The sequence below is a fragment of the Pseudomonas antarctica genome (assembly GCF_001647715.1).
In the GTDB taxonomy this organism is placed as follows: domain Bacteria; phylum Pseudomonadota; class Gammaproteobacteria; order Pseudomonadales; family Pseudomonadaceae; genus Aquipseudomonas; species Aquipseudomonas antarctica_A.
Genome location: NZ_CP015600.1, coordinates 5,200,416 through 5,221,505, shown reverse-complemented (window position 1 = coordinate 5,221,505; position 21,090 = coordinate 5,200,416). Strand labels below are relative to the sequence as shown.

Here is a 21,090-nt window from a genome sequence, read left to right as displayed (position 1 = left end):
ATGGCAGTTGAGTGCGTATCAGGCAGTCACGTAGCTCCCGAAGAGCGATTTGATTATTTCTGGCGCCAACGGGGCGAGTGGGTCGAGGAGCCCAACCGTCGACGTGGGGGGGAAAGTGGTGTGCAACGGGTGATCAGCCCCAATGGCCGCTTGCTCTACAGCAAGCGCCAGACCGGGCACATCTACCGCAGTTGGCTCCACCCGTTTGGACGTCCGACCGTGTTGCGCGAGCGCGATGCCCTGAAGGGCCTGCGCTCCTTGGATGTACGCGTACCGGAACTGGTGTTCTGCGGCGCGCGCCGTGATCCGGAGCACCAGTGGAAAGCGCTGTTGGTGACCGCGTCATTGGACGGATTCGATGAAATCGAAAACTGGTACGCCGCCGGTGGCCGCGAGCAGTACGGCGAGTTGGTTCACGAACGCGTGCTCAAGGAGTTGGCCTACACCCTGGCACGCATGCACAAGGGCCGCTGGCAGCATGGTTGCCTGTACATCAAACACATCTTTGTACGGGTGACTGGCGAGGGCGACTCGGCCAATGTGGAAGTGGCGCTGCTGGATTTCGAAAAGTGCCGCCAGCGTTTGACCGCTTATCGGGCGGCTTCCCATGACATGCTGCAACTGCGGCGCCATTCGTCGTGGAGCAGTACCGACTGGGAAAAACTCAGCTACTTTTACGAGACGGCGTTTGGCAGCGCTATCAAGGGTTTAACCAGATGAAGCTAGAAATAGCACGAGGTTTGTTCCTGGTCGGCGCGTTGGGCATTGCAGCCCTGGCGCTGGCTGCGTGGGAACAACCTCGCACACAAGTGCTGAGCGCGGTGCAGGGTAGCGGGCAATGTCTGTTACCACGTGTTGCCAAGGCCAGTGTGGCGGTCAAGCCTGATCATGATTTGCTGTTATTCATGTTCGGGATGTCCCAAGGGATGAGACCGCAGAGTTGAATACATCACAGCCAACGTAAAAGGCCCCGCACTGCGGGGCCTTTTACGTTACTGAACGCGCAGATACCCGCCGAAAGACGTCCGTTCCAATGACTCACCTTGTTTGAAAATTGACGCCTCTAGCGTGCATTGGTGCAGGGAACCCTTAGGAAATGTCTGACAGACGTGTCGGAATTTTCCTGTTTCAAGCGCTCGAATTCCTGCGCGCTATGGTATCTTCGCTCTCCTTTTTTCCAGCGACTGGGGCTTCTGTCGACGCTTTGCGTATTGCAGAAGGGGGGGAGAAGGATAATCGACCGGATATCGGTAGCTGAAGGAACGGGTGAATGTTGATGAACGTTAATAGCTCAAGATGAACGCTTGCAGTGGTAAACATGAAGGATAGATACCTGCGGCTCTTATGAGGGTTGGAACGCAGTGGTCTTTAACTGCAAGTTTTGTTTTTTTGGGGTGGGTCAATGATTTTTAGCTCTTCTATATTCATATTGGTGTATTTGCCAATAGTGTTTGCCGTGTACTTTATTTTAAACAAAGCCAGGTTGGTATCAGCCGGGAAGATCTGGTTGGTATTGGCCAGTTTGTTTTTTTATGGTTACTGGAGTGTCGCCTACCTGCCGCTGTTGCTGGGCTCAATTGTCTTTAACTACGCGGGCGGCTGGTTAGTCTCGCCGTATACAAAGGCTCTTCAAACGGCGCGGGCCAAAAAGTGGGCGCTGGCCGGTGCGATTGCGATAAACCTTTCGTTGCTTGCCTATTTCAAATACACAAACTTTTTGATTGATAACTTTAACGCGCTGGCCGGTGGTCATGTCGGGTTTGAGCAAATCATCTTGCCACTGGGCATCAGTTTTTACACCTTTACGCAAATCGCTTTCCTGGTCGATAGCTACCGCGGCGAGGCGAAAGAATATGACTTTATTAACTACGCCTTGTTTGTGACGTTCTTTCCGCATCTGATTGCAGGCCCGATTCTTCACCACAAAGAAATGATGTCCCAGTTTGAATCGCGCTGGACGTTGTTTGTTCGCCACAAAAACATTCTGATGGGCATCTTCATTTTCAGCGTGGGCCTGTTCAAAAAGGTCATTTTGGCAGACACCTTCTCGGTGTGGGCGGACGCAGGCTATGCACCCGGCGCTCATCATGACTTCTACAGCGCCTGGGCCACCAGCCTGTCGTATACGTTCCAATTGTATTTTGACTTCAGTGGCTACTGCGACATGGCGATCGGCGCGGCGCTGTTATTCAATATCTGGCTGCCGATCAACTTTAACTCGCCGTATAAGTCCCTCGACATCCAGGATTTCTGGCGTCGCTGGCACATGACCTTGAGTCGCTACCTGCGTGATTATCTGTATATCCCGTTGGGCGGCAACCGCTGTTCATCCCCGCGTATCTACATGAACCTGATGTTGACCTTCATTCTCGGCGGCCTGTGGCACGGGGCGAGCTGGATGTTTGTCATCTGGGGCGCGTTGCACGGTGGTGCACTGGTTATCCATCGAGTCTGGAAGCAGTTGGGCATGAGCATGCCGAACCCGCTGGCCTGGCTGGTTACTTTTCTGTTTATCAATATCACCTGGGTGTTTTTCCGCGCGACCTCGATGCAGGACGCGAATAACATCATTATCAAAATGTTTGATTTCGGCTCCATCACCGGTACACCGGTCAGTGCCATACCCACCGCCAACCTGGCGTGGGGCGGCGTGCTGTCGGATCACTTGCTGAGCCTGCTTCCACAGGGTATCGCCGTGAACGCGATTTGCTTCGCGATGATTCTGATTGGTTTCATTATCACCCCGATGAAGAACTCGTTCACGTTGACAGTCGAAGGCGCATTTGGTTGGAAAAAAACCATCTGGATGACGCTGGTATTTGCGATTGCCATGTATTCCACCCTGAAGACGACCAGCACCGTCTTCTTGTATTTTAACTTTTGATCGGTGTCGTGATGAAAAATAAAATAGCGGTCTTTTTCATTTCTGCATTTCTGATCCTGATGATTTCGCCGGTCTTCAATCTTGCAACACGCTTGCCCGGCCATACCGATGAAAATGTGAAATGGTGGGAACTCTCGTTCCTCTATAACGTTGATTTTGCGATGCCGTTGTTGGGCAGCCTTTACAGCATGGTCGGGGTTTCTATCGATCCGGGTGAAGTGATCCTGGGCAAGGATGGCTGGCTGTTCCTGGGCGATGACTACATAAAGTCTATTTCGGTTAAACGCACCGGTATGACGCCGCAAGAGGCCAGCACTGTCGAGAAAGTCGCGGACACGCAGGCCAAGTGGGACAAGTGGTACAAACACCACGGCGTTAAGCAGTACCGCGTGTTGATTGGCCCCGATAAAGATTCCATTTACCCGGAATTCTTGCCCGCTTGGGCGGCCCATTCGGCCAACCCTGTGACCGCGCAGTTGCTGAAAGTTGCTCCGCAAGGGGTGTACGTCGATGCGTTCACACCGCTCCTGGTAGCGAAAGACAAGAACCCACCGCTGTACTTCAAGACCGACACTCACTGGAACAACCTGGGTGCCTGGATCGCCTTTACCGCCTTGGCGGATAACTTGCGCAAAGCTGAGCCGAAGCTGATTTGGCCGGATCCTGCCGACGGTAAAGTGGCTTCTATTCTCCCGCAGGGCGGCGGTGATTTGGCCAAGTTCCAGCGCGTGCAAAACTCGACGCGTGATCAGAGAGTTGTCCTGAGCTTTGACGAAAAATACAAAATCAAGGTTGATCGTTACGACTACGACTCGGGGAAATTGCTGGGTACGAGCCAGAATATGCCATCAGAGCCACCGCATCACGCTGAGCTGTTTGTCTCCAAGGACGCTCTGAATGATAAAAAGGTCCTGTGGCTGCGCGATTCGTATGGCATCGCGATGTCTCCCTTCATGGCCGCAACCTTTTCCAATGTGGTTCAGGTGCACCACGATGCCCTCGACAGTGACAGCCTGACCAAATTGGTTGAGCGCTTCAAACCTGACTACGTTGTGTATTCCGTGGTAGAGCGCGGGTCGCGAATCGGCTTGTTCGTTTCGCCGCCTGAGCTGTATGCGATGTCGCCCAATAGCGATGAGTTTGTGCCGTCCGCCAAGGGCACGGTCTCGCTGATCAACGACGTCAAAACCACGAAAACGGCAGGGCGCTATGACATTACTGGCCCGGACCCTTTCATCGTGTTCACCATGGCCCCACAGGCCACGGGTTCAAAGTCGCATCAGTTGACCTTCGATGCAGAATGCTTCAACCCAGCGGAAAAACTCACGCCTGTGCAGATTTTCTGGTCCACGCCCACTGAAGGGTTCATGGAAAGCCACAGCGCCCGGTTCTTTATTAACCAGGGCACTACGTCTGTGGACCTGTCCGGCGCGCCTGGCTGGCCGACCACAGAGCAAGTCGTCAATGTTCGCTTTGACATCGACAGCACCACTGCCTGCTCAGGGTTTTCACTCAAGAACCTGGCTACCGGCGTGAACGCAGACGCAGTTAAAAAGAAGTAACAAAGACGCTGCCACCGCTATAGGGCCATACGTGGCCCTATGCATGACGGCGATCAGATCAGGTGCAGATGGTTATCCCAAAGCCCGGCCGGCAACTCCAATGGCTTGGCGACCAACTGCTGCTGGCGGCAATCGTAGAAGCGGCAGCGCCCCTGGCCTGACGTGACGACGAACCCATCCGCCACCGCGCCCACGCCGGCACAGTCCGGCAAAGGCCCATCCAGGCGCAGCTCACCGCTGTCCATGTCCCAGATAAAAAAGCGATTGCCCCGTGGCGCCGTCAGTGCGACCAGGCGCAGTTCGCTGTGCACTGCGACACTCGCGGTGTAATGCCCCATCGCCTGCAATTGCTCATCGGCCACCGGGAACGCCACGAACGGCTGCCCCGGGCGCTTGATCGCGAGCAACTCGGAACGCTCCTGGGACGGCCCCATGAACTGCTGCCCGGTAAGGATCGTGCCATCGCTGGCAATCCCCATATGGCGCACGCTGTTCATCTGCTGGTCGAGGGTTTCCTTGCTGATCAGGCTGCCATCGCGGCGCATCAACACCAGGCTCGGCTCCATGGCGTTGAGGTTCATCTCCACACGGCTTTCGGCTTCGGTGCGAATGCCGCCGTTGGCCACCACCAGGGTTTCGCCGTCGGGCATCCAGGACACCTGATGCGGGCCGATACCATGGGTGGAAATTTCGCCGCTGTGTACCAGTCGCTCGCCTTCGAACGTGTACACGCCAAGCAGGCCGCGGCCCGGATCGGAGGTGTCATTCTCGGTTGCGTACAGCCAGTTGCCGCTTTTGTGAATGACCGCATGGCCATAAAAGTGGCGATGGGCGTTCGACGTGATGGTTTGCAGGAGCGCGCCATCACGCAGGTCGATCAGGTAACTTTCGGTGCCCGGGCGACGGGCGACGAACAGCGCAATCGACAGCGTCGGGTGGTTGATGATGTCGTGGCAGCGCTGGCCAACCTGCGTGGCAAACACCTGCTTGCCGTCCAGGCGATAGCCTACGGCGTAGTGCTTGCCGTCCGCATCATCGCGCGCCGACAGCAGCAGCGGCCCTTTGTCCTTTTGCTTGAACAGCGTCCAGCCACCCAGCGTGATCGCACTGAGCAGCACGCTGCCAACCGCCAAAGCCTGTCGCCTGAGCATCATCAGTCACCGTCGTTGGCGTTAAAGCCCAGTTGGATGCCCAGCGCTTTGGCCAACTCGCCTTCGTGCAGGCGATGGACGACGTTGAGGCTGTCGTAAATATCGTTGAGCTGCTGGCGCCCGGCATCGTCGGCCAACAGTTCATTGAGGGTGCGCGGGTTGCCGGCGAACAGTTTCAGGGACGCGGCATAGGCGGCGTCGATCTTGTCGGCCAACGGCTTCTGCTCCGACGGCAGCAAGCCACGCAGGCCTTTGTTGTCGACACCGACCCACACGGTCTGGGCTGCCGCGAGGCTGGCCTGCAGGCTTTGCAGGGAAGACTGGCTGCGCCAGGCATCGGCCTGGAACGGTTGCGGGATGCCTTTGGTCTGGCGACCCATTGGCGTGCCGAGTTTTTTCTTCAGGGTGTCCAGTGCTGTCACTTGCGCGCGCAGCAGGTCGGCGATGGCTTCGTGGGAATCAGCGTAGCGCTGGTTCGGAAACTTGGTCATCTGCGCAAGCATGCCGTCGGTGCTGTTCCAACTGGCCAGGATCTCTTCGGCCAGGGCCTTCTGGCGCTCGCCGATGGCGACCAGCAACGGGCAGTAGCGGGCTTTCTGGGTTTCGTCGGCGACGTCAGTCCTGGCGTCGTAGAGGATGTATTCATAGGCCGAAAGGCCCTGCACCACGACACTGGACTTGGCCAAGGCGGCGGCGTCGATCTGCGGCTGGGCGGTAACCAGTTGCTCGACCTGGCGACCCACCAGGTTTTTCTTGTCCGGCCAGAACTGCACCTGCCACGAACGGTTGCCCTCGGCCAGTGGGCCGATCAGCAGCGGTTGCAACTCGGCCCAGGCTTTTTGCGCGTGGAGGAAGTCGGCACGGGCGGTCTCCAGGCTTTCCTTGCCCTGGCAGTAGGCGAGGGCGCTGACGGCCAGTTGGCGGTCGGCGTCAACCCAGCGGCTGTAGGTCGGCAGGATCACTTGCTTGGCGATGGCCGCCGAGGTCACGGCTTGCGGGTCCTGAGGCGAGCAGGCGCCGAGTGCGAGGGCGGCCAGGCTGGTGAACAACAACTTGGGACGAAACATGTCGAGCTCCCTTCGGTAAGTGGGGCAAAGCTTATAGAGAATTCAGGAACGCCAGCAACGCAGCCCGCTGCTCGGCATTAAAGGACAACACATGCTGCTGCGCCGCCTGCGCTTCGCCGCCATGCCAGAGCACGGCTTCAAGCAGATTGCGGGCGCGGCCGTCATGCAAAAACTGAGTGTGGCCACTGACGGTTTGCGTCAGGCCAATGCCCCACAACGGCGGCGTGCGCCAGTCGCGGCCACTGGCCTTGAATTCGCTGCGGTGGTCGGCCAGGCCTTCGCCCATGTCGTGCAACAGCAGGTCGCTGTAGGGGCGAATGACTTGGTTGGCCAGTTCGGGTTCGGCAGCGTTGGCGGCCGTGGTGAACGTTGGCTTATGGCAACCCTGGCAACCGGCCTGGTAGAACAGGTTCTTCCCGGCCAGCACCTGCGGCGTGTTGACGCCACGGCGTACCGGCACGGCGAGGTTGCGGGTGTAGAACAGCACCAGGCGCAGGATGTTATCGCTGACTTCCGGCTCACCGTCGGGGCCATTGCCGTTAGGGGCCTGTTTGCAGGCGACTTGGGCGTCGGTGCAGTCATCGAAGGGTCTGAGCGACGTGGTGAGGCCCATGTCACCGGAGAACGCGTGAACATTCTGTTGATTGAGGTTGGGTTGCCCGGCTTTCCAGCCAAAACGCCCGAGGACGGTGGTGTGCCGGGCGTCATCCCAGACCTGGTTGGCTCGGCCGACGATGGCGTCTTTGTCGGCAGTGTTCGGGTCGGTGTTTTTCAGAATATCGGCGTCGCTGATCGCTTCGAGCAGGCCCAGGCCGATCATCGGCGGGGCGATTCGCGCCGAGAACAGTGTATCCGGGTGCATCGGGCCGTAGCCGAGCTGGGTGATTTGCAGGGCGGGCTTGCGCAACTCGACCTGCGTGCCGTCCTTGAACGTCACGTTGACGGGCGTGTAGTCGACCCGCACTTTGCCTTCGGGGGCTACGCCCGGCACGGCCATGTCTTGCAGTTGCCCGCCGTACACCGGCTCTGGCACCACGCCGATCTGTTCAATGAGCTTGGCGTAGGCCGGCAGGTCTGAGGTAGGCGCGGGGATCGACAGGCGCACCAGCATCGACACCGCATTGGGCGCATCGGGCAGCGGCGGGTGACCACGGCCATCCTTGATATGGCAGTTCTGGCAGGCGTTGGTGTTGAACAGCGGGCCCAGGCCATCGCGCGCAGTGGTGGTGGACGGCGCGATCACCCAGGGGCTGCGAAAGAAGCTGTTGCCGACGCTGAAGTCCAGGCGGCGGCTGGGTGCAAGGTTGGCCGAGGGCAGGGAAAACGCGTTCTGGTCGCGCTTGTTGACCGTCGTCGCGCCGCCAGCTCGCGCTTCACCGGGCTCAGCCTTGGTGAAGCGTGGGGCGTCATCGCAAGCAGTCAGGCTCAAGGCCATCAATGTTGCGCACAGGCGAAGAAACGAACGGAACATCGAATTCCCTGAACGAAGGCGGAAAATAAGGCCGCAAAGTCTAACAGGGCAGGGCGGATTGAATAAGAGCAATTATCGTTTGGTGGAATCCGATTCATTACCGCTAGAATGGCCGCACATTTTTATCTGGAGGTGGCCAATGCAGGCTCTCGACGCTTTGCTCAACCGTGTTTCCGTGCCGCGTTTGCTGGAACCGGCACCGACCCAGGAGCAGCGCGACGTGCTGTTCGCCGCCGCCATGCGCGCGCCCGACCATGGCCAACTGCGCCCATGGCGTTTTCTGACCGTGGAAGGCGCGGCCCGTGAGCAAATGGGCACGCTGCTGGCCGAAGCCGCGCGACTGCAGGACGCCGACGCGCCGCAAGCCGCCATCGACAAGGCCCAGAACGGCCCATTGCGCGCACCGCTGGTCGTTGTGGTGATTGCCCGTTTGCAAGAACACTTCAAAGTGCCGAAGTCCGAACAACTGCTGGCGGCCGCCTGTGCGGCCCACGGCATTCTGCTGGCGGCGTACGCTCAGGGGATTGGTGCCGTGTGGCGCACCGGTGAATTGTCCTACTCGGCTCACGTCGCCAAAGGCCTGGGGCTGACGGCAGATGAGGAAGTGATTGGCTTCCTCTACCTGGGCACCCCGCAGAACCCGCCGCGCACTGCGCCGAAAGAAGACCTGACGCCGTTTGTTACAGTCTGGACTGGTCTGTAAGAAAGCGCAGATCTGCTTTATGTGGGAGCGGGCTTGCTCGCGAATGCGGTGGATCAGTCAATACATCCAGTGACTGTCACACCGCATTCGCGAGCAAGCCCGCTCCCACATTTGCTCATCATCATTTTCAAGTCAGGCGTTACACCTTGAACTGATCCATCAACTTCATCTGCTGGCTGGCTAACGCGTTCAGTTGGCTGCTGATGGCCGCCGACTCGGTGGCCTGGCTGGTGAGGGTTTCGGTCACGGTGCGGATTGCCGAAACGTTGCGATTGACCTCTTCGGCCACAGCGCTCTGTTGTTCGGCGGCGCTGGCGATTTGCAGGTTCATGTCGCTGATTACTGTCACCGCATCGCTGATCTTGCCTAACGCTTGCGCCGCTTGATGGATCTGCCCGGCATTGCTCTGGGCCTGGTGCTGGCTGGAATGCATAGTCGCTACCACGCCCCGCGTTCCGCTCTGGATGCGTTCGATCACCAGGCGAATCTCTTCCACCGAATCCTGGGTACGTTTGGCCAGGTTGCGCACTTCGTCGGCCACCACCGCAAAGCCACGCCCGCTTTCCCCGGCGCGCGCGGCTTCGATGGCGGCGTTGAGTGCCAGCAGGTTGGTCTGCTCGGCAATGCTGCGGATCACTTCCAGCACCGAGCCGATCTGCTCGCTGTTCACCGCCAGGGCTTCGACTTCACTCACCGCTTTGCTGACTTCGTCGGCGAGGGTGGTGATATCACGGGTGCTCTGTTCAATGATCGACATGCCATCACGCGCCGACTGATCCGCCCCGCGCGCCGCGCTGGCGGCGTTGGAGGCGCTGTTGGCCACTTCATGGGCGGTAGCGCTCATTTCATTGGAGGCGGTGGCGACCTGGTCGATTTCGCGGAACTGCACCTGCATGCCTTCGCTGGTCTGGCGCGCGATGGCTGAAGACTGATCTGCCGTGCCACGTGCTTCGGTGATGCTTTGCTTGATCTGTGCGATGGTCGGCTGCAGCTTGTCGAGGAAGCGGTTGAACCAGTTTGCCAGCTCGCCCAATTCGTCTTTCTTGGCATAGCTCAGGCGCTGGGTGAGGTCACCTTCGCCGCTGGCGATGTTCTTGAGCATGGCGGCGACGGTATTGATGGGGCGGGTGACGCCGGTGGCGGTCAGCCAGATCAATAGCAAGCCGAGCAAGGCGGCGGCCGCGCCGACCAGCAGCGCTTTGAGCGTGGAGGCGTTTTGGGCCTTGTCGAGTATCCCTTGCAGTTTCAGTGCGTCGGCCAGCATCACTTCTTTTGGCAGTTTGATGACCACACCCCAGGATTTTGCATCGGCAATGGGTTTCACCGGGTACACAGCGCGAATCGTGTCGTCCTGTTCGCGGATCATGCGGGTTTCACTGGCCAGCAGTTGCACGATGTCTTTGCCTTCGGCGCCAATGGTGTCGATCAGGTTTTTGCCGACCTTGTCCGGTTGGCCACTGAATGCCGCAATCAAACCGGTGCTGGAGAGGATTTCCAGGTAGCCGGCACCGTTGAACAGGTCTTTTTGCGCCGCGTCCGTGGCGGCTTGCAGGGCATTCAAGGCCAGGTCGATGCCCACCACACCGATGACTTTACCGTCCACGATTAACGGTAGCGAAATGGTGGTCATCAGCACCTGCTTGCCGGCGACTTCGTCGGCGTACGGGTCCAGCAGGCACACAGTGCGCGTGTCTCGTGGGCAGGTGTACCAGATGTTGTAGGGCGTACCGCTGAGATTGGGCGTGGTCTTGATCAGGTCGTCTTCGACCATCACGGTGTTCAGGCCATCGCCGCCGGCGCGGCTCCAGTAGCTGGAGAAGCGACCTTTTTCGTTGGAAACGCGGGCTTTGTCGTCGACGAACTCGCTGTCCTTGCCATCCAGGGCGTTGGGTTCGAACGACAGCCAGATACCCAGCACTTTGCTGTTGCGCTCGAAGGCGGTCTTGAGGCTCTGGTTGAGTTCTTCACGCAGGGCGCTCGCGTCCAGCCCGCGCTTGGCGGCCGTGTTGCGCAGGCCCTTGATCTGGTCGGCCAGCGCGGTGACGACGACCAGGCTTTCGCCGAAGGTTTTTTGCAGTTGTACGGCCTGTTCAGCGGCCTTGGCCTGCAACAGGTTCTGCACACTGTTGGTGAGCATTCGCGAGCTTGATTCGCTGACCAGTCGGTTGTTCTGGTCGGCCTCGTAAAGGTTGATGCCGACGATCAGCGCGATCACCCCCAGGAGGCAAAGGCCCGACAGCAGCACTATTTTCAAGCGGATGGAGAGGGTGTCGAACATAGGTTCACTCGCGATTGGACTTGTTAGAAAGCAAGCAGGGCGAGCCAAGTCCATTCGGCGCTATGTCCGGAACATCGGCGTAACGTGATGTTTCATGAGGCGGAGGCGATGAGCGGTAGGCAAAAGCTTGAACGCGGCGTTATACGGGGGTTGCAAGCCGTTCCGGGCGTGACCAGATCCACAGGTTGCCCAGGCTCATCCCGGCAATCGCCAGGTAGATCGGCCAGCCGTGGTCGAGCATCACCAGCATCAAACCGGCACATAGCAACATGCTCACAGTGGCGCTGACTTTGGCCCTGCGCGCGATGATCTTGCCGTTGCGCCAGTTGAACAGAATCGGCCCGAACAGCCGGTGGTTTTCCAGCCAGGCACTCAAGCGCGGCGAGCTTTTAGTCGCGGCCCAGGCGGCCAGCAGGATGAATTCGGTGGTGGGCAAACCCGGTATGACAATCGCCACCAACCCAATGCCCAGGCTGACGTAGGCCAGCAGGCCGAAGAGGATCTGCGCGATTTTTGAGGTGGATTGGGTTTTGCCGGTCATGGTGACGCTTATCTGGTGAGAGGGTTACACATTATCCGAACTGAAATGCGCTCAAATGTGGGAGCTGGCTTGCCTGCGATAGCGGACTGCCTGCCTGCACATCGGGGGCTGGCCCACCGCCATCGCAGGCAAGCCAGCTCCCACATTGAACCGGTTTCTACCGGCGTATTTACGCCAGTTCAGGGGCCGTAGCGTACGCCTGTTCCAGCAACACGGTGAAGCGCACAAACGCATCGATCGCACCTTTTTCGACCGCGGCTTCTTCTTCTGCGCTGAACGCCAGGCCGTCGAGGGTGCGGGTGAAACGCTTCCAGCCTTCGGCGCGACCGCCGGCCGGCTCGCCGAGGTGGCCGGCCCCGAAGGTTTCGCTCAGGCCCAGGCCTACGGCGCGCTTGATCAGGAACGCAGCGCCCAGCTTGGAACCTTCGGACACGAACAGCCAACCCAGGGCTTCGGCCTTGCTCGGGTTTTTCACGGCGCCGGCGACCGGTGCTGGCACTTCAGTGTCGAGGTCACCGAGGTCCAGCTTGGCGGCATCGGCGCGGCAGCGCTCGGCCAGGTCCGGGACGATCTTGATCAACTCGGGGTCGTTGTACAGGGCTACCAATTCTGATTGGAACAGGTATTGCGCGACCACGAAGCGGGCGAAGTTGGCTTGGGTTTCGAACGGGGCGTGGGCTTTGACCAGCGCATCGAGCTGGGTGTGCGGCGCGTGAGTGATCTGGTTCAGGCGCTGGGAGCGCAGGCTTGGGCGTTCTGCGGTAGGGGAAGCGGTCATCGAAAAAAGTCCTTGAGAAGAGTAGCGCCTGGGTGCCCTAAAGAGAGCGGTTATCAACTAGACGAACAAGAAGACGCGGCACAGTAAAAAATCCTCACCTCGCCGCTGTTTAATCGTGGCGAGGCAAGGAGGAAGTGGTCAGATGTCCCAGATCAGGTTGATCGCAAAGTTGCGGCCGGGCTGGGTCAGGCGATCGAGGTTGGCGGGCGCTGTAACACCCGCTTCGCCGACACCGTCGTAGCTGCGCACGTCATCCCAGTTCCAGTATTTTTTGTCGGTGAGGTTGTAGAGGCCGCCGTTGATGGTCACGTCGTTGGTAACTTTGTAGTAGCCGGTCAGGTCGACGATGCCGAAGCCAGGCGTTTTGAACGGGGCACTGGTGCTGCCATCAGGTGCGTGGAAGGTGGTGCTGTCGACGCGATTCTGTTTCTTGACCAGCGTCCAGCTGACCAACGCACCGTATTGCTCTTGCTCGTAACCCAGGCCGAATACGCCTTTAAGTGGGTTGACGCTGTTGAGCGGCTCGCCGTTGTCGTCGTTGCGGCCGTAGGTGTAGCCAACCGAGCCTTGGGTGTAGAGGCCTTGCGGTGCGCCGAAGGCGTCGAGGTTCAGGCGACCTTTGGCTTCAATGCCCTTGATGGTGGCGTGCTTGATGTTGTTGGCTTCGAACTGTTGCACGGTGCCGCCGGCAACCGAGGCGTCCTCGTCGATGAAGTCGCGGTACTTGTTGTAAAACACAGCGATATCGAACGAACCTTCGTCGAAGTTGCCACGAATCCCGGTTTCCACGCCTTTACTGCTCTCAGGCTTGAGATTCGGGTTGGGCTCGACGGTGTAGCCCTCATTCAAGTTTTCAAAGCGGCCATACAAGGCTTTGGCCGACGGTGTGCGGAAGCCTTCAGCGTATTGGCCGAACCAGGTGTAGTGATCGGTCAGCGCGTAGGTCAGGCCGAATTTAGGGGTGACACGGTGCCAGGTTTTTTCCGCATTGCTGTGATCGTAGATCCGGTTAGGATCGACGGTGTTGAGGAATTCCTGGGTCAGCTTGGGTTTGAGCTGGGTGTAGTCGTAGCGCACGGCGGGCAGGAAGGTCCATTTGTTCCAGGTGATCTGATCCTGCGCAAACAGCGAGTAGGTGTTGATGGTCGGGTCCGGGAAGTCGCTGGACTTTTTCACGCTGTCGCCGGCCATGGGGCTTGGGGCGCCGACGGCCGTGCAACCCGAGCCAACGGCGAGGCAGGAGGCTGAACCTTCGCGGGAGCCGGTCACTTTTTGCTGTTTGAGTGTGGTGCCATAGGTCACCTGGTGATCGGTTTCACCGATGCTGAAAGCCTTGTCCAGTTGCGCGTCGAAGACCCACTGCTTTTCTTCGTAAAGCGTGTCACGGGTGCGTAATACGCGACGACCCGCCTGGTAGATTTCGGCGGTGGTCTGGTCGGTCTTGGCGATCTGGTAGTTCAGGCTGGTCTTGATGCGATCGGCAACCGGCGACTCGAGGGCAAAGGTGTTTTCCAGGCCGAAGCGCTCACGGGTGATGGTGTCGTTGCCTGAGCGGGCGCGGTACAGATTCATCCCACGACCACCGATGAACGGTCCGCCCACGGCATTCTTCAAGTTAACGTCGCGATCGTCCTTGAACTTCTCGTAGGTCAGGCCCAGGCGATTGTCGTCACCGTAGTTCCAGCCCAACTTGGCGAGGATATTGGTGGTGCGCGCATCCTCCGGGTTCGCCCCGGTGCGGGCCAGGCCGGTGGCGTTGTTGCCGTCGTAGGATTCCATTTCATGGCCATTGCGCTGGCTCAGGTGCAGCAGGCCGTCGAAGTCCTGCACGCGGCCGGCGACGGTGCCGGAGGTCAGCCAACTGTCGTCGGCGGAGCTGTAGCCGGTTTTCAGGCGGGCGCCGACGTCCTGGCCGGGCTTGATGATGTCGTCCGGATCGAGGGTGAAGTAACTCACTGCGCCGCCGATCGCGCTGCTGCCGTAGAGGGCCGAGGCCGGGCCACGGAGGATTTCCACGCGCTTGACGATTTCCGGGTCGACGTAGTTGCGGCGCGTCTTGGCGTAGGGGCCGTTGAAGAAGTTGTCCGGCACTTCCACACCGTCTACCTGAGTGAGGATGCGGTCGCCGTCGATGCCACGATTGTTGTAGCCCGCGTTGCTGGCGCGGGTGCCTGCGCCGCCGACCGACACGTTGGGCTCGTAGCGCACCAGTTCACGGATGGTGTTGACGTTCTGGCGGTCCAGCGCCTTGCGATCCTGAACAGTGACGGTGCTTGGCACGCTGCTGACGTCCTGCTCGTTACGGGTGGCGCTGATGGTCACCTGTTGCAGGTTGAGCACGCTGCCCGCCGCACGTTTCTCCAGAACGATGGTGTTATTGCCCAGTTTGCGATAGCTCAGGTTGGTCCCCACCAACAGCCGGTCCAGGGCTTTTTCCGGCGACAGTGCACCGCGCACACCGGGGGACGATACGCCCTGGCCCAACTCTGCGGGCAGGCCGACTTGCCAGCCGGTCACGGCGGTAAAGGCATTCAATGCCGAAACCAGAGGTTGCTGCTCAATGCTGAAACTGTAATTGCCGTGACTGCGCGCGGCAGGTTCGGCGGCGTTGGCGGCCATGGCCGGCGCGCTGGCCAGCAGGAGGGCAGCGGTCAGCAAGGACAGGACGGGCGAAGAGGACCGGCGGTTGAAACGAGAGTACATCGAGAGCGCTCCGGAGATACGAATCTTATAGTTGCGAACCGAATCAAATAGGAATCAGTTGCATTGGCTATAACGAGACGTACCGCCGGTTACTATCGAGTAAAAATAATTCTCATTTAGTTCAGGATCACCAGCGCCGGGTATTCCGAAAGCTTGGCCGAGGTGATGTGCGCCAGCGAGCGCACCACGTTGAGGGGCTGGTCGAGGCGGTAGTTGCCGGTGACGGCGGTGCTGGCGAGCTTGTCGTTGTTGTTGACTATCCAGCCCGGGTAATAGCGGCGCAGCTCGGCGAGCACTTCGCTCATTGGGCAGTTTTCGAACACCAGCCGGCCCTGGACCCAGGCCAGCTCCTTGCTGGCATCCAGCTTGGCGGGTTGGCCAAAGCCCTTTGGGCCGATACGGATGCTCTCGCCGGCGCTCAGGCGAACGCGGGCATCATCGAACGTGTTGCTCAGGTCGACATCACCGCGCTGCACCTGCACCTGGGCCTCGCCGTTGAGATAGCGTACGGCGAAGTCGGTGTCGCGCACGCTGGCGCGCACGGGGCCTGCGTCAATCTCCAGGGGCAGGCCACGGTTGGGCGTCACTTCGAAAAACGCCTCGCCCTGGTACAGGCGGGCGACGCGCTGCTGGTCCTTGATGCTGCTGGAAAACGCCGAGTTGGTGTTCAGCAGCACTTTGGAGCCGTCGTCCAACTGCAGACGCTGGCGTTCCCCGACCACCGTGAGGTGATCGGCTTGCAGGCGAACGGGCAGGTTGCTGAAGCTGAACAGGCCGATCAGCAACACGGCGGCGGTGGCTATCGGTTTCCAATGGGGTTTGATACGGCGCCAGACCGTCGGCTTGCGCGGCGCGGCCAGCGCCACAGCGGCGCTGTACACCGGCGCGCCACCCCAGGCGGCCTGGGCTTTGCTGAATGCGTGCGGGTGCGCCGGGTCGCTGGCCAGCCAGGCGTCGAACTCGGCTTGCTGCCCGGGTTGCGGGCACTGCAAGGCGATCAGCCAGTCGAGAGCCTGGTCCATAGCCGTGTCTTGCAACACCTCATGAGCCAGCTCATGGGGACGCAGTTTATTCGGGGCCGTCACGGTGTTCCTCGGGTCTTCGCCACGTTCTATTCATTTTTCCTGCAATCTGGATCGACACTTCTGTCGGGTGAAGCTTAAGGCTGATCCAGACGTTCGGCCACACCTACACAGATGGCCATGATCAATTTCAGTTCCTTTTGCACGGTGCTCAAGGACACTTGCAACTGGTCGGCAATCTCCTGATAGCTGCAACCGTGCAGGCGGCTGAGGATGAAAATCTGCTGCTGGCGGGCGCTCAACTGGCCGAGGCTGACGCTCAGGTGTTCGAGCAGTTGCTCGGCCTGGGTCGCGTCTTCGGGTGTGCTGATGGGATCGGCGACGCTTTGCAGCACGTCCAGCGGGACATCTTCCTGCAGCGTGCGCGCCTGGATCCTGCGCGAGCGCAGATGATCCAACGCAAGATTGCGCGCGGTTTGATAGACGAAGGGTTCGAGGTGGTCGATCGGCCGCTCGCTGAGGGCCCGGGTGACGCGCAGATAGGTTTCCTGCAACAGGTCCTCGGCGGTGCTGGGGTTATTCACCATCCGCTGCAAAGTGCGTAGCAGAATCACCCGTTGGGTGAGAAAGACTTGGTTGAAGCGAGATTGGCTCACAGTGACACCAGACCGATAGGCAGTTAATGATAATGCTTATCATCAACTGAAATGGCAAGTGGCTATTGCTGTGAGCCAGCACCGATCAAATATGGGAAGGGTTTTTTGTGGGCGCCGGGCTTGCCCGCGATGCAGGCACCTGGGTATTTCAGTCAAACCGAGGTGATGCTATCGCAGGCAAGCCAGCTCCCACAGAAGCCAGCTCCTACACAGGCGGAGTATTACTCGGCGTTGCACAGCGCAAGGCAGTTATCCAGCATACGGTTGGAGAAGCCCCATTCGTTGTCGTACCAGGCCAGCACTTTCAACAGTTTGCCGCTGACCTTGGTGTGATTGGCATCGAAGATCGACGACAGCGGGTTATGGTTGAAGTCACTGGAAACCAGCGGCAGGGTGTTGTAACCGAGGATTTTCGAGTGCTGGCTGGCTTCTTTGAGCAGGGCGTTGACTTGCTCGGCCGTGGCGTCTTTTTTCAACTGCACGGTGAGGTCCACCAGGGACACGTTGATCACCGGTACACGCACCGCCATCCCGGTCAGTTTGCCCGCCAGTTCCGGCAGCACCAGGCCTACCGCTTCAGCGGCGCCGGTTTTGCTCGGGATCATGTTCTGGGTCGCCGAGCGCGCACGGTACGGGTCGGTGTGGTAGACGTCGGTCAGGTTCTGGTCGTTGGTGTAGGCGTGAATGGTGGTCATCAGGCCGCTTTCAATGCCCAGTTCGCGGTGCAGCACCTGGGCGACCGGCGCCAGGCAGTTGGTGGTGCACGACGCGTTGGAGATGATCTGGTGCGATTGACGCAAAATGTCATGGTTCACACCGTAAACCACGGTGGCATCGGCGCCTTTGGCCGGGGCCGAGATGATCACCTTGCGTGCGCCAGCAGTAATATGGGCGGCAGCCTTGTCACGGTCGGTAAACAGACCGGTGCACTCGAACACCACGTCGATCTTGTGCGCAGCCCACGGCAGGTCGGCCGGGTTGCGAATGGCACTGACGGCAATCCGGTCACCATTGACGGTCAGGCTTTCCTGATCGTGGGCGACCTCTGCTTCGAAAGTGCCATGTACGGTGTCGTATTTGAGCAGGTGGGCGTTGATCGAACTGTCGCCCAAATCGTTGATGGCGACGATCTGCAAATCCTGGCGATAGCCTTGGGTATACAGTGCGCGCAGGACATTACGGCCGATACGGCCAAAACCATTGATTGCGATACGAAGAGTCATTGGAAAGTGCCTGTCGTCGATTTGTTGTAAGAATTACAAGATTATTCGCATAAAAATAGAAAACAAGCCTTTTTAGTGGCAATATTTTGTTCAATCTACAACGAGTGACCTGAATCAACTGGTCCGATGATTCAAACGACACCCTGCCATCCCATGAGCTGCGGGCGTTTGATCAGCATAGGAACGCAGGTCGCCACATCCGTTAGCCTGGAGTTCTACACATGCATCCCCGCGTTATTGAGGTCACCGAACGGCTTATCGCCCGCAGTCGTGCAACCCGCGAGGCTTACCTTGCGCTCATTCGCGGCGCCGCCAGCGACGGCCCGATGCGCGGTAAGCTGCAATGCGCCAACTTTGCCCACGGCGTCGCCGGCTGCGGCACTGAAGATAAAAATAGTCTGCGCATGATGAATGCCGCCAACGTGGCAATTGTTTCTTCATATAACGACATGCTCTCGGCGCACCAGCCTTACGAACACTTCCCTGAACACATCAAGAAAGCCCTGCGCGAAGTCGGCTCGGTCGGCCAGTTTGCCGGTGGCACGCCTGCCATGTGCGATGGCGTGACCCAAGGTGAGCCCGGCATGGAGCTGAGCCTGCTCAGCCGTGAAGTCATCGCGATGTCCACGGCGGTAGCGTTGTCCCACAACATGTTCGATGCGGCGCTGATGCTGGGCATCTGCGACAAGATCGTGCCGGGCCTGATGATGGGCGCGTTGCGCTACGGTCATCTGCCGATGATCTTCGTACCGGGCGGCCCCATGCCGTCGGGCATTTCCAACAAGCAGAAAGCCGATGTGCGCCAGCGCTATGCCGAAGGCAAGGCCACCCGCGAAGAGCTGCTCGAATCGGAGATGAAGTCCTACCACAGCCCCGGCACCTGCACCTTCTACGGCACCGCCAACACCAACCAGTTGCTGATGGAAGTCATGGGCCTGCACTTGCCGGGCGCCTCGTTCGTCAACCCGTACACGCCGCTGCGTGATGCGCTGACCCGCGAAGCCGCGCACCAGGTCACCCGCCTGACCAAGGCCAGTGGCAGCTTCACGCCGATCGGCGAGATCGTCGACGAGAAATCCATCGTCAACTCCATCGTGGCGCTCAATGCCACCGGCGGTTCCACCAACCACACCCTGCACATGCCGGCGATCGCCATGTCGGCAGGCATCATCCTCACCTGGCAGGACATGGCCGACCTCTCCGAGGTGGTACCGACCCTGTCCCACGTGTATCCAAACGGCAAGGCTGACATCAACCACTTCCAGGCAGCGGGCGGCATGTCGTTCCTGATCCGCGAACTGCTTGAAGCCGGCTTGCTGCACGAAGATGTCAACACCGTGGCCGGCAAGGGCCTGAGCCGTTACACCCAGGAGCCGTTCTTGGTCGACGGCGAGCTGATCTGGCGCGACGGCCCGATCGAAAGCCTCGACGAAACCATCCTGCGCCCCGTGGCCCGCGCGTTTTCGCCGGAAGGCGGCCTGCGCGTGATGGAAGGCAACCTTGGTCGCGGCGTGATGAAAGTCTCCGCCGTGGCGCCGGAGCACCAGATCGTCGAAGCCCCGGCGGTGGTGTTCCAGGATCAGCAGGATTTGGCCGACGCGTTCAAGGCCGGCCAACTGGAAAAAGACTTTGTCGCGGTAATGCGCTTCCAGGGCCCGCGCTCCAACGGCATGCCGGAACTGCACAAAATGACGCCGTTCCTCGGCGTGTTGCAGGACCGTGGTTTCAAAGTGGCGTTGGTAACAGACGGGCGTATGTCCGGCGCGTCGGGTAAGATCCCCGCCGCGATTCATGTCAACCCCGAAGCTCAGAGCGGCGGGCCACTGGCACGGGTCCAAGATGGCGATATCATTCGCGTCGATGGCGTGAAGGGCACCCTGGAGCTTAAGGTGGACGCCGAAGAATTTGCAGCGCGCACGCCTGCCACGGGCCTGTTGGGCAATAACGTGGGGGCCGGTCGCGAACTGTTTGCATTTATGCGCATGGCCGCAAGCTCCGCAGAGCAAGGCGCCAGCGCCTTTACCTCTGCCTTGGAGACGCTTAAGTGAAGCTTGCGCTGGTCGGTGATATTGGTGGTACCAACGCCCGTTTTGCGTTGTGGCGGGATCAGGAACTGCATTCGATCCGCGTGCATGCCACTGCGGATCACCAGAGCCCTGAGGAGGCCATCAAGGTCTACCTCAAGGAAGAGGGCCTGGAAAGCGGGGACATCGGTGCGGTGTGCCTGTCGGTCGCCGGGCCGGTGAGTGGCGATGAATTTAAATTCACCAACAATCACTGGCGCCTGAGCAAAACTGCATTTTGCAAAACCTTGCAGGTGGATGAGCTGCTGCTGGTCAATGACTTCACGGCGATGGCCCTGGGCATGACTCGCCTCAAGCCCGACGAATTCCGTGTGGTCTGCGAAGGCACGCCGGAGCCGTTGCGCCCTGCTGTGGTCATCGGCCCGGGCACTGGCCTGGGCGTTGGCACCTTGCTGGATTTTGGCGAAGGTCGCTGGGCGGCGCTGCCGGGGGAGGGCGGTCATGTCGACCTGCCGCTGAGCAGCCCGCGTGAAACCCAGCTGTGGCAGCACATCTACAATGAGATCGGCCATGTCAGCGCCGAAACGGCCTTGAGCGGTGGCGGCCTGCCGCGTGTGTACCGCGCCATTTGTGCAGTCGATGGGCACACGCCGAAGCTGGACACGCCGGAAGCCATTACCGCGGCTGGCCTGGCCGGCGACCCGGTAGCGATTGAAGTGTTGAACCAGTTCAGCATCTGGCTGGGCCGCGTGGCGGGTAACAACGTGTTGACCACCGGTGGACGCGGTGGCGTGTACATCGTGGGCGGGGTGATACCGCGGTTTGCCGACTTCTTTATCAACAGCGGCTTTGCCAAGAGTTTTCGCGACAAAGGCTGCATGAGCGATTACTTCAACGGTATTCCGGTGTGGCTGGTGACTGCGCCGTATTCCGGGTTGACCGGGGCGGGAGTGGCGCTGGAGCAAGCTTTTGCATAGGTACTGATGGCCTCTTCGCGAGCAAGCCCGCTCCCACATTTTGAAATGCA

General features: G+C 59.6%; 17 protein-coding genes and 1 pseudogene. 7 read left to right on the top strand and 11 right to left on the bottom strand.

The genetic code is table 11. The annotated features are described in order from the left end of the window. The 4 genes from A7J50_RS23685 (at nucleotide 1) to A7J50_RS23670 (ending at nucleotide 4,446) form a co-directional block, all read left to right on the top strand. On the top strand, nucleotides 1-720 hold the full coding sequence (locus A7J50_RS23685) for a lipopolysaccharide kinase InaA family protein (protein ID WP_064453979.1): 720 nt from the start codon (nucleotides 1-3) through the stop codon (nucleotides 718-720). Then, nucleotides 717-944, top strand: a complete 228-nt coding sequence (locus A7J50_RS23680; protein ID WP_053257809.1) for a hypothetical protein — start codon at nucleotides 717-719, stop codon at nucleotides 942-944. The genes A7J50_RS23685 and A7J50_RS23680 overlap by 4 nt, the downstream gene beginning before the upstream one ends. 512 nt (nucleotides 945-1,456) lie before the next feature. Further along, the gene (locus A7J50_RS23675) at nucleotides 1,457-2,884 is read left to right on the top strand and encodes an MBOAT family O-acyltransferase (RefSeq protein ID WP_237140865.1); all 1,428 of its coding nucleotides are present in this window, start codon (nucleotides 1,457-1,459) and stop codon (nucleotides 2,882-2,884) included. Between the two features lie 11 nt (nucleotides 2,885-2,895). Beyond that, entirely contained in the window at nucleotides 2,896-4,446 is a 1,551-nt protein-coding gene (locus A7J50_RS23670; protein ID WP_064453977.1) for an alginate O-acetyltransferase AlgX-related protein, read from the top strand. Nucleotides 4,447-4,499: 53 nt separating this feature from the next. On the opposite strand, the gene A7J50_RS23665 is transcribed toward A7J50_RS23670, so the two are convergent. From A7J50_RS23665 to A7J50_RS23655, 3 genes are read right to left on the bottom strand one after another with little or no spacing between them, the layout of a single operon-like run. Continuing rightward, on the bottom strand, nucleotides 4,500-5,597 hold the full coding sequence (locus A7J50_RS23665; protein ID WP_064453976.1) for a DUF1513 domain-containing protein: 1,098 nt from the start codon (nucleotides 5,595-5,597) through the stop codon (nucleotides 4,500-4,502). Between the two features lie 2 nt (nucleotides 5,598-5,599). After that, nucleotides 5,600-6,664: an imelysin family protein gene (locus A7J50_RS23660; protein WP_064453975.1), complete on the bottom strand. Its 1,065-nt coding sequence runs from the start codon at nucleotides 6,662-6,664 to the stop codon at nucleotides 5,600-5,602. Nucleotides 6,665-6,695: 31 nt separating this feature from the next. Then, nucleotides 6,696-8,135 carry a di-heme oxidoredictase family protein gene (locus A7J50_RS23655; RefSeq protein ID WP_064453974.1) on the bottom strand — a complete coding sequence of 480 codons (1,440 nt, stop codon included), beginning with the start codon at nucleotides 8,133-8,135 and terminating at the stop codon, nucleotides 6,696-6,698. 139 nt (nucleotides 8,136-8,274) lie between these two features. Between A7J50_RS23655 and A7J50_RS23650 the strand changes: the two genes are divergently transcribed. Next, on the top strand, nucleotides 8,275-8,838 hold the full coding sequence (locus A7J50_RS23650) for an NAD(P)H nitroreductase (RefSeq protein WP_064453973.1): 564 nt from the start codon (nucleotides 8,275-8,277) through the stop codon (nucleotides 8,836-8,838). 139 nt (nucleotides 8,839-8,977) lie between these two features. Here the strand turns inward: A7J50_RS23650 and A7J50_RS32335 are convergent, their stop codons facing one another. From A7J50_RS32335 to gap, 8 genes and pseudogenes are all read right to left on the bottom strand, one after another. Further along, on the bottom strand, nucleotides 8,978-9,733 hold the full coding sequence (locus tag A7J50_RS32335; protein WP_407016289.1) for a methyl-accepting chemotaxis protein: 756 nt from the start codon (nucleotides 9,731-9,733) through the stop codon (nucleotides 8,978-8,980). A 102-nt stretch (nucleotides 9,734-9,835) separates the two neighbouring features. Beyond that, a pseudogene (locus tag A7J50_RS32330) lies at nucleotides 9,836-10,975 on the bottom strand (HAMP domain-containing protein); the annotation flags it as partial. A gap of 280 nt (nucleotides 10,976-11,255) precedes the next feature. Next, nucleotides 11,256-11,657 (bottom strand): YbaN family protein, encoded by a 402-nt coding sequence (locus tag A7J50_RS23640; RefSeq protein WP_064453971.1) that lies wholly within the window; start codon nucleotides 11,655-11,657, stop codon nucleotides 11,256-11,258. Nucleotides 11,658-11,826: 169 nt separating this feature from the next. Then, nucleotides 11,827-12,435 (bottom strand): biliverdin-producing heme oxygenase, encoded by a 609-nt coding sequence (locus A7J50_RS23635; RefSeq protein WP_064453970.1) that lies wholly within the window; start codon nucleotides 12,433-12,435, stop codon nucleotides 11,827-11,829. A gap of 138 nt (nucleotides 12,436-12,573) precedes the next feature. Continuing rightward, on the bottom strand, nucleotides 12,574-15,138 hold the full coding sequence (locus A7J50_RS23630) for a TonB-dependent receptor (RefSeq protein ID WP_064453969.1): 2,565 nt from the start codon (nucleotides 15,136-15,138) through the stop codon (nucleotides 12,574-12,576). A gap of 116 nt (nucleotides 15,139-15,254) precedes the next feature. After that, entirely contained in the window at nucleotides 15,255-16,223 is a 969-nt protein-coding gene (locus A7J50_RS23625; RefSeq protein WP_064453968.1) for a FecR family protein, read from the bottom strand. Nucleotides 16,224-16,297: 74 nt separating this feature from the next. Beyond that, the gene (locus A7J50_RS23620) at nucleotides 16,298-16,816 is read right to left on the bottom strand and encodes an RNA polymerase sigma factor (RefSeq protein ID WP_064453967.1); all 519 of its coding nucleotides are present in this window, start codon (nucleotides 16,814-16,816) and stop codon (nucleotides 16,298-16,300) included. 221 nt (nucleotides 16,817-17,037) lie between these two features. Then, nucleotides 17,038-18,039, bottom strand: a complete 1,002-nt coding sequence (gene gap / locus A7J50_RS23615) for a type I glyceraldehyde-3-phosphate dehydrogenase (protein ID WP_064453966.1) — start codon at nucleotides 18,037-18,039, stop codon at nucleotides 17,038-17,040. A 221-nt stretch (nucleotides 18,040-18,260) separates the two neighbouring features. Between gap and edd the strand changes: the two genes are divergently transcribed. Together edd and A7J50_RS23605 are read left to right on the top strand one after the other, a co-directional pair. After that, the gene (edd, locus tag A7J50_RS23610) at nucleotides 18,261-20,087 is read left to right on the top strand and encodes a phosphogluconate dehydratase (protein ID WP_064453965.1); all 1,827 of its coding nucleotides are present in this window, start codon (nucleotides 18,261-18,263) and stop codon (nucleotides 20,085-20,087) included. After that, a complete protein-coding gene (locus A7J50_RS23605; protein WP_064453964.1) occupies nucleotides 20,084-21,040 on the top strand; it encodes a glucokinase in 957 nt (318 codons plus the stop codon). Before edd ends, A7J50_RS23605 begins: the two co-directional genes overlap by 4 nt. Nucleotides 21,041-21,090 lie beyond the last annotated feature (50 nt).

Coding starts and splice junctions, on each gene's coding strand:
- A7J50_RS23685 (WP_064453979.1), top strand. CDS start 1: ATGGCAGTTGAGTGCGTATCAGGCAGTCACGTAGCTCCCGAAGAGCGA.
- A7J50_RS23680 (WP_053257809.1), top strand. CDS start 717: ATGAAGCTAGAAATAGCACGAGGTTTGTTCCTGGTCGGCGCGTTGGGC.
- A7J50_RS23670 (WP_064453977.1), top strand. CDS start 2,896: ATGAAAAATAAAATAGCGGTCTTTTTCATTTCTGCATTTCTGATCCTG.
- A7J50_RS23665 (WP_064453976.1), bottom strand. CDS start 5,597: ATGCTCAGGCGACAGGCTTTGGCGGTTGGCAGCGTGCTGCTCAGTGCG.
- A7J50_RS23660 (WP_064453975.1), bottom strand. CDS start 6,664: ATGTTTCGTCCCAAGTTGTTGTTCACCAGCCTGGCCGCCCTCGCACTC.
- A7J50_RS23655 (WP_064453974.1), bottom strand. CDS start 8,135: ATGTTCCGTTCGTTTCTTCGCCTGTGCGCAACATTGATGGCCTTGAGC.
- A7J50_RS23650 (WP_064453973.1), top strand. CDS start 8,275: ATGCAGGCTCTCGACGCTTTGCTCAACCGTGTTTCCGTGCCGCGTTTG.
- A7J50_RS32335 (WP_407016289.1), bottom strand. CDS start 9,733: ATGCAGGTGCAGTTCCGCGAAATCGACCAGGTCGCCACCGCCTCCAAT.
- A7J50_RS23640 (WP_064453971.1), bottom strand. CDS start 11,657: ATGACCGGCAAAACCCAATCCACCTCAAAAATCGCGCAGATCCTCTTC.
- A7J50_RS23635 (WP_064453970.1), bottom strand. CDS start 12,435: ATGACCGCTTCCCCTACCGCAGAACGCCCAAGCCTGCGCTCCCAGCGC.
- A7J50_RS23630 (WP_064453969.1), bottom strand. CDS start 15,138: ATGTACTCTCGTTTCAACCGCCGGTCCTCTTCGCCCGTCCTGTCCTTG.
- gap (WP_064453966.1), bottom strand. CDS start 18,039: ATGACTCTTCGTATCGCAATCAATGGTTTTGGCCGTATCGGCCGTAAT.
- edd (WP_064453965.1), top strand. CDS start 18,261: ATGCATCCCCGCGTTATTGAGGTCACCGAACGGCTTATCGCCCGCAGT.